The sequence below is a fragment of the Kineococcus auxinigenes genome (genome assembly GCF_050871525.1).
Classification (GTDB): domain Bacteria; phylum Actinomycetota; class Actinomycetes; order Actinomycetales; family Kineococcaceae; genus Kineococcus.
Genome location: NZ_JBKBCT010000117.1, coordinates 1 through 6827, shown reverse-complemented (window position 1 = coordinate 6827; position 6827 = coordinate 1). Strand labels below are relative to the sequence as shown.

At 77.8% G+C, this 6827-nt stretch carries 7 protein-coding genes; 3 read left to right on the top strand and 4 right to left on the bottom strand.

The genetic code is table 11. The annotated features are described in order from the left end of the window. Nucleotides 1–89: 89 nt before the first annotated feature. Nucleotides 90–263: a hypothetical protein gene (locus tag ACRYR9_RS19205; RefSeq protein WP_432499073.1), complete on the bottom strand. Its 174-nt coding sequence runs from the start codon at nt 261–263 to the stop codon at nt 90–92. A gap of 126 nt (nt 264–389) precedes the next feature. Here ACRYR9_RS19205 and ACRYR9_RS19200 point away from each other — a divergent pair, with 126 nt between their 5' ends. Beyond that, entirely contained in the window at nt 390–1631 is a 1242-nt protein-coding gene (locus ACRYR9_RS19200) for a hypothetical protein (RefSeq protein ID WP_432540213.1), read from the top strand. A gap of 10 nt (nt 1632–1641) precedes the next feature. Here the strand turns inward: ACRYR9_RS19200 and ACRYR9_RS19195 are convergent, their stop codons facing one another. The 3 genes from ACRYR9_RS19195 to ACRYR9_RS19185 all read right to left on the bottom strand — a co-directional run bounded on the left by ACRYR9_RS19195 (nt 1642) and on the right by ACRYR9_RS19185 (nt 4538). Further along, a complete protein-coding gene (locus tag ACRYR9_RS19195; RefSeq protein ID WP_432499067.1) occupies nt 1642–2502 on the bottom strand; it encodes an NAD-dependent epimerase/dehydratase family protein in 861 nt (286 codons plus the stop codon). An 80-nt stretch (nt 2503–2582) separates the two neighbouring features. Then, nucleotides 2583–4043, bottom strand: coding sequence for a sugar porter family MFS transporter (locus ACRYR9_RS19190; protein ID WP_432499064.1), 1461 nt, complete (start codon nt 4041–4043; stop codon nt 2583–2585). A gap of 237 nt (nt 4044–4280) precedes the next feature. Beyond that, a complete protein-coding gene (locus ACRYR9_RS19185; RefSeq protein WP_432499062.1) occupies nt 4281–4538 on the bottom strand; it encodes a CDGSH iron-sulfur domain-containing protein in 258 nt (85 codons plus the stop codon). A gap of 122 nt (nt 4539–4660) precedes the next feature. On the opposite strand from ACRYR9_RS19185, the gene ACRYR9_RS19180 reads away from it, so the two are divergent. Both ACRYR9_RS19180 and ACRYR9_RS19175 read left to right on the top strand, forming a co-directional pair. Continuing rightward, on the top strand, nt 4661–5764 hold the full coding sequence (locus ACRYR9_RS19180) for an iron-containing redox enzyme family protein (protein ID WP_432499153.1): 1104 nt from the start codon (nt 4661–4663) through the stop codon (nt 5762–5764). Then, on the top strand, nt 5761–6798 hold the full coding sequence (locus ACRYR9_RS19175; protein WP_432540212.1) for a glycosyltransferase family 2 protein: 1038 nt from the start codon (nt 5761–5763) through the stop codon (nt 6796–6798). Before ACRYR9_RS19180 ends, ACRYR9_RS19175 begins: the two co-directional genes overlap by 4 nt. The last annotated feature ends 29 nt before the right edge of the window (nt 6799–6827 follow it).

Sequence of the window (6827 nt, the reverse complement as noted above, 5' to 3'; positions counted from 1 at the left end):
TGCGACGTGACCGCTACCCCGCGCCCGAGCCGCACCCCCACAGGGGGTGGGCGCCCTTCGCCGTTCCGCGCTCCGGTGTTCCGGGGTTCTCAGGAGGTCGTTGCGCCGCAACGCTCCACGAAGCGCTGCACGAGCTCCTCGCGGGTCAGCGGCGCCGGGAAACCTTCGAACGTGCCGTCGGGCAGGGTCCACCCGCCGAACAGGCCGTCCTGGTGGTCAGGGTCGCGGGGGGCGGGGACGGGGTGCTCGCGCTCGGTGTTCACGCACGTGCTGTCGGCACGGGCGAGCCCGGGCTGAACCCCGCGGGTGTGTACAGTCCGCCGGGTTCGAGGAGCGCCCCGCGGGCGAGCGCGAGGGCCGCCGCGGGCAGGACGCCGGGAGGGCCGACGATGCCGCCGACCAGCACGACCAGCAGCACCCCCGAGCACGCGGGGGACTCCCCCGCGCAGCGGGTCGTGGGGTACGCCTACCCGTGGGACGTCCTGGGCGACGACGGTTTCCCCGACCGCGCGCGGTCCCTGGGCCTGACGGGGGTCGCGCTGGCCGCCAGCTACCACTCCACCCGCGCGGCCACCCCGTGGCACCCGGCGCACCAGCTCGTCGAGGCGCCGCACGCCGCGCTGTACCGGCCGGTGCGCGAGGAGGCGTGGGCCGGTGCGCTGCTGCGCCCGGTCGCCGGGCGGGTGCCCGACGGCACGCCCGACGCGTTCGCCGAGGCGGCCGGGCGGTTGCGCGCGGCGGGCCTGGAGGTGGACGCGTGGACGATCCTGGCGCACTCCACCCGTCTGGGCACGGCGCACCCGCAGGTGGCCGTCGTGAACTGCTTCGGCGACCGCTACTCCTACGCGCTGTGCCCCAGCTCGGCGGCGGTGCGCGAGTACTGCGCGACGCTGGCCGCCGAGGCCGTGCGCGACGCGCCCGTCACCGGGGTGTCGCTGGAGGCGCTGGGCACGCTGGGCGTGACGCACAACGCAGCGCACGAGAAGACCGCCGGCGCCTTCGGGCCCGCCCTGGAGCGGCTGCTGTCGGTGTGCTGCTGCGCCGGGTGCCGCGAGGCGTGGGAGCGGGAGGGAGCCGCGGCCGGCGAGGTGGTGGCGGCGCTGCGGCGCGGGGTGCGCCAGCTGCAGGACGCCGCACCGGACGACGCCCGCGAGGTGGCCGACCTCGTCGGCGAGGACGCCTCGCGCGTGGTGCTGGAGGTGCGGCACGCGTTCGCCGACGAGCTGCGCGCGCGGGTGCTGGCCGCGGTGTCGGCGGCCGCGCCGGGACCGCTGCGCGTCACCGTGCACGCGGCGGCCGACCCGTGGGCCACCGGGCCGAACACCGGGCTGGGCGAGCGGGCCCTGGCCGACCCGGCGGTCGACGCGCAGCTGCTGCACGCGTGGTCGGCGGCGCCGGCCACGGCCGCCGCGGTGGCCGCGGTGCGCACCGCCGTGCGCGCGGGTGCCGGGGTCGGGGCCTACGTGACGGTGCTGGGCGCCGAGGGCGGGCAGGACCTGCCGGCGCACGTGGCGGCGCTGCGCGCGGCGGGCGCCTCGGAGCTGCACCTGTACCACCTGGGCCTGGCGGGCCGGCACGGGCACGAGCGGATGGCCGCCGCCGCGCGCCCGTGGGGCGCGCGGGCGGCCTGAGCCGCGCGGGTCAGTTCCGCTGCCCCAGGGGGTTGGTCAGGAAGGGTTCTCCGCCGACGCGGAACAGGTCGGGCGAGCGCACGTCGGGCTCCTGCTCGCCGGCCAGGACCTGCGCGGCGTGCTCCTCGGCGTCGTCGCGCGGGTCGTAGCCGATGGCCTCGCCCTCGGCGAGGCTGAACCAGCGGCGGGTGTTGCGGGAGATGCCCCACACGACGGTGTACCCGGGGGTGGTGTCGGTGACGGCGGCCTCCAGCAGCCGGGTGCCGTCGTCGGGGGACATCCAGGTGGACAGCCCGCGCACGCCCAGGGTGGTCGGGTCGGCGAAGCAGGTGCCGATGCGCAGCACGCACACCTGCAGGCCGTGGCGGTCGCTGTACAGCCGGCCCAGCGCCTCGATCGCGGCCTTGCTCCAGCCGTAGTAGCTGTCGGGCCGCACGGGGACGTCGGCGGGCAGGTACCCCTCGACGGTCTCGTCACGGGTGCGGTACCCCACGGCGTGGTTGCTGGAGGCGAGCACGACGCGGCGCACCCCGCGGCGCACGGCCGCCTCCAGGAGGTTGCGGGTGCCGTCGACGTTGACCGACAGCACCTCCTCCCAGGGGGCCTCCCGGCTGATGCCGCCCAGGTGCACGACGGCGTCCACGCCGTCCAGCGCGGCGTCCAGGGCGTCGGGCTCGGTGACCGACAGCCGCGCCCAGCGCACCGGCCCTGCGCCGGGGTCCTGCGGCGGCTGCGGCAGCGGGTCGGGCAGGCGGACGTCGGTGAGCGTGAGGGTGCGGCCCGGCGCGGCGAGGCGGGGGCCGATCAGCGAGCCCATGTTGCCCGCGGCTCCGGTCACCAGCACGTGGGCGCCGGGAGCGGGGGCGCTCACGCCGCGCTCCGGCGGGACGGGCTGGGCGGCGGGACGGGCATCGACGACCTCCTGCGGGGAACCGGTTTCGTCCTCGCAGCCTAGCGGCGCGGCCGCGCCCCTCCCCCGGCCGTGCGGAAGCGGCTCTCCAGCTCCTCCAGGGACTGCCCGCGCGTCTCGGGCACGTGGCGCAGCACCAGCACCACCATCACGGCGTTCACGACGGCGAAGGCCAGGAACGTGGTGCCGCCGCCGAGGCGGTCCAGCAGCACCGGGAACGTCAGGACGACGGCGAAGTTCACCACCCACTGCGCGAACACCGACACGCCGACGCCGAGGCCCCGCAGGCGGGTCGGGAAGATCTCCGACAGCAGCGCCCAGGTGACCGGGGAGACGCAGCACTGCTGGAAGAAGAGGAACGCCAGCATCGCCAGCAGCACCAGCCAGCTCGCCTGCGGGAACCGCGGGAGCAGGGTGCCGGGGTCCGCACCGGGCGCGCCGGAGGCGGTGAACGCCAGCGCGAAGCAGGCCGCCAGCGCCAGCAGCGACGCGGTGATCCCGACCTGCCCGGTCAGCAGCATCCGCCGGCGCGGGAACCGGTTGACGACGGCCACCGCGGTCGCGGCGGCCAGGACCGACACGACGCCGTTGGCGATGGTCGCCGTGAGCGCGGAGCCGTCGCCCAGGCCGGTGGTGACCAGGACCGTGGGGGCGTAGTACATGATCGTGTTCACGCCGGTGACCTGCTGCACGACCGAGAGCAGCACGCCCACGAGCACCAGGCGCCGCACCCACGGGGTGCGCAGGTCGCGCCACCCGCCGCGCTCGTCGCCGGCGCGGGCGGCGGCCTGGATCCCGGCCAGCTCGGCCTCGGCCTCGGCGCCGCGGCGCACCTGGCGCAGCACGGCGAGCGCTTCCGCGGCACGCCCGTGCTCGACGAACCAGCGGGGGCTGTCCGGCAGGGCCAGGACGCCCAGGAAGAGCGCCACGGCGGGCAGCGAGGCCAGCGCGAGCATCCACCGCCACTCGTGCTCCCCGCCGACGGAGGCGATGAGCGCGTTGGCGGTGTAGGCGGCGAGCTGCCCGCTGACGATGGACAGGTCGTAGGCGGCCACGAAGCCGCCGCGGCGGCGGGCGGGCGCCAGCTCGGCGATGTAGACGGGCACGACGGCCGAGGCGCCGCCCACGGCGAGGCCGAGCACGACGCGCGCCGCGACGAGCGTGCCGGCGCCGGGGGCCAGCGCCGAGCCGAGGGCGCCGCCGAGGAAGACGACCGCCAGGGCGAGCAGCGCCCGGCGCCGCCCGTGCGCGTCGGCCAGGCGGCCGCCGGCCACCCCTCCGACGGCCGCCCCGACGAGCAGCGAGCTGGTCACCAGGCCCTCCCCCGCCGGGCTCAGGCCGAGGTCGTCGCCGAGGAAGAGCAGGGCGCCGGAGATGACGCCGGTGTCGTAGCCGAAGAGGAAGCCGCCCAGGGTGGCGGTGGCCGCCACGAGCGCGAGGCGGCGCTCGGGGGACGGTCCGAGCGGCGATCGGGTGCGGGTGGTCGACGGGCGGGCGTGCACGGGCGGGGTTCCTCCGGGTGGTGCGGGGTGTCGGCGCGAACCCTCGCACAGGTCGCCGGGCCCTCCGGCGACCCCGCGGCGCAGCCCGGTCGCAGACCGGTTGCAGCCCCGGCGGGCTCCCCCTAGCGTGCGCGAGGGGTCGAGCAGCGGCCCCGGGGGGCGCGGTCCGCGCCGTCGATCCGGAGGGACCATGGCCCGACCCCGGGTGCCGAGCGCACCACTGCTCGCAGCGCCCGGTCAGGCGTCGGCGGGCGCTGCGTCCACCGGTGGCCGGCGGGTCCGGCGCTTGTGCGAGCCGTCGCAGAACGGCGCCTCGGCGCTGCGGCCGCACCGGCACAGCGCCACCGTCCTGCGGCCCGGGTCCAGCCGCTCCCCCTCCCCGTCCAGCAGCGTCACCGGCCCGCGCACCAGCAGCGGCCCGCCGGGGCAGACGGTGACGGTGACCTCCTCGCCCCGGGCGGCGGAGTGGTCGGGGGACGCGGTGCTCGGTTCCACACCGGTCTTCCTACCCACCGCGGCGGCCCGGCGCGCGCCGGGCCCACCGGCCGGGGTCCCGCCCGACCGCTGCGTGACGCCCCCGTTCCCCGCACCGCTCCAGACGAGGACAGGACGCCCCGATGACCACGACCACCTCCACCGGCACCGGCACCCCGGCCGTGACCACCACCGCTCCCTCCCCGGCGCCCCCGACGGCTGAGGGCCCGGCGGCGCGCCTGCCGCTGCCCCCGGCGCGCGGCGACCTCAGCGCCGCGCTGCTGCGGTTCTTCCGCGGCGAGCCGGGCGCTCTCGGCACGGCGGACCTGCGGAGCTTGGCGGCGCGGGCGGTCACCGGGGCCGACGTGCTGCGCGACGAGGACGTGCAGCTGTCGCTGTTCCTGCTGTACGAGCTGCACTACCGCGGCCTGGAGGGCGTGGACGACGCCCTGGAGTGGGACCTGGGCCTGCTGGGGGTGCGCGAGGAGCTGGAGGGGCCGTTCGAGGCGGCCGTGCGCGCGCTCGCCGAGGTTCCCGACGTGCCGGCCGGCGACGTCGCCGAGACGCTGTTCGCGATGGCCGCCGCCGACGGCGGCCCGAGCGTCAGCGCGTTCCTGCAGCGGCACGCCTCCCTGGAGCAGGTGCGCGAGTTCCTGGTGCACCGCTCGATCTACCACCTGAAGGAGGCCGACCCGCACACGTGGGCGGTGCCGCGCCTGGCGGGCGGGCCCAAGGCCGCGCTGGTGGAGGTGCAGGCCGACGAGTACGGCGGCGGCCGCCCCGAGCGGATGCACTCGGCGCTGTTCGCCCGCACGATGCGCGCGGCGGGCCTGGACGACTCCTACGGCCGCCACCTCCCGTCCGTGCCCGCCACCACCCTGGTGGGCACGAACGCGATGTCGCTGTTCGGCCTGCACCGCCGCCTGCGCGGGGCGATCGTGGGGCACCTGGCGGTGTTCGAGATGACGTCCTCCCTGCCGAACAAGGCGTACGGCAACGGGTTCCGCCGGCTGGGTTTCGACGCCGACGCGACGTGGTTCTTCGACGAGCACGTGCAGGCCGACGCCGTGCACGAGCAGATCGCCGGGCGCGACCTCGCCGGGGCGCTGGCCCGCCACGAGCCGGCGCTGGCCGCGGACGTGCTGTTCGGCGCGGCGGCCTGCCTGGCGCTGGACGCGCTGGCGGGCGAGCACCAGCTCACCTCCTGGGAGCAGGGCCGCAGCTCGCTGCTGGCGCCGTGGGCGTGAGCCCCGCGCAGGACTCCTCGGGGCCGGGCGCCGAGTACGTGGTCCCGCTGCGCTGGGAGGCGCGCCCGGACGGCGAGGTCGAGGAGCTGGGGGACTACCTGCGCTCGCTGGCCGGGCTGGTCGACGTCACGGTCGTGGACGGTTCCCCGGGGGCGGACTTCGAGCGCCACGAGCGTTCGTGGCGGGGCAGCGGGGCGCGGCACGTGCGCCCGCAGCCGTGGCCGGGCCGCAACGGCAAGGTCGCCGGCGTCGTCACCGGCGTGCTCGGCGCCCGCCACGAGCTCGTCGTCGTGGCCGACGACGACGTGCGCTACGGGCCGGCGGAACTGCGTGCGGTGCTCGACCTGCTCGACGGGGCGGACGCGGTGCGCCCGCAGAACGTGTTCCGCCCCGCCCCCTGGCACGCGCGCTGGGACACCGCCCGCTCCCTGGTGAACCGCGCGTTCGGAGCGGACTACCCCGGGACGATCGCGCTGCGGCGCAGCGCGTTCCGCGAGATGGGCGGGTACGACGGGGACGTGCTGTTCGAGAACCTGCAGCTGCTGCGGACCGTGGCGGCCGCCGGGGGGCGTGTCGTCGCGGCCTCGGGGGTGTACGTGCCGCGGCTGCCGCCGACGGCGCGGCACTTCGCCGGGCAGCGGGTCCGGCAGGCGTACGACGACTTCGCCCAGCCGTGGCGGCTGGTGCTGGAGGCGTCCTGGCTGCCGCTGCTGGTGCTGGCCGCCCGGCGCCCGCGCCGGGGGGCGCTCGCCGCCGGCGCGGGGGCGCTGACCGCGGTCGCGGTGGCCGAGGTGGGGCGGCGCCGGCACGGCGGCCGGGTGCAGTACCCGCCCACCGCGGCGCTGTGGGCGCCGCTGTGGGCGGCGGAGCGGGCGGTGTGCGTGTGGGCGGCGATCGGTGCCCGCACGCGCGGCGGGGGGGGGGGGGGGGGGGGGGGGGGGGGGGGGGGGGGCGCCCCCCCCCCCCGGACGGCCCGCTCGCCGGGATGCGCTTCGGGGCCAAGGACAACCTGGCGGTGGCGGGAGTTCCGCTGACCAACGGTTCCCGCGTCGCCCCCTACACC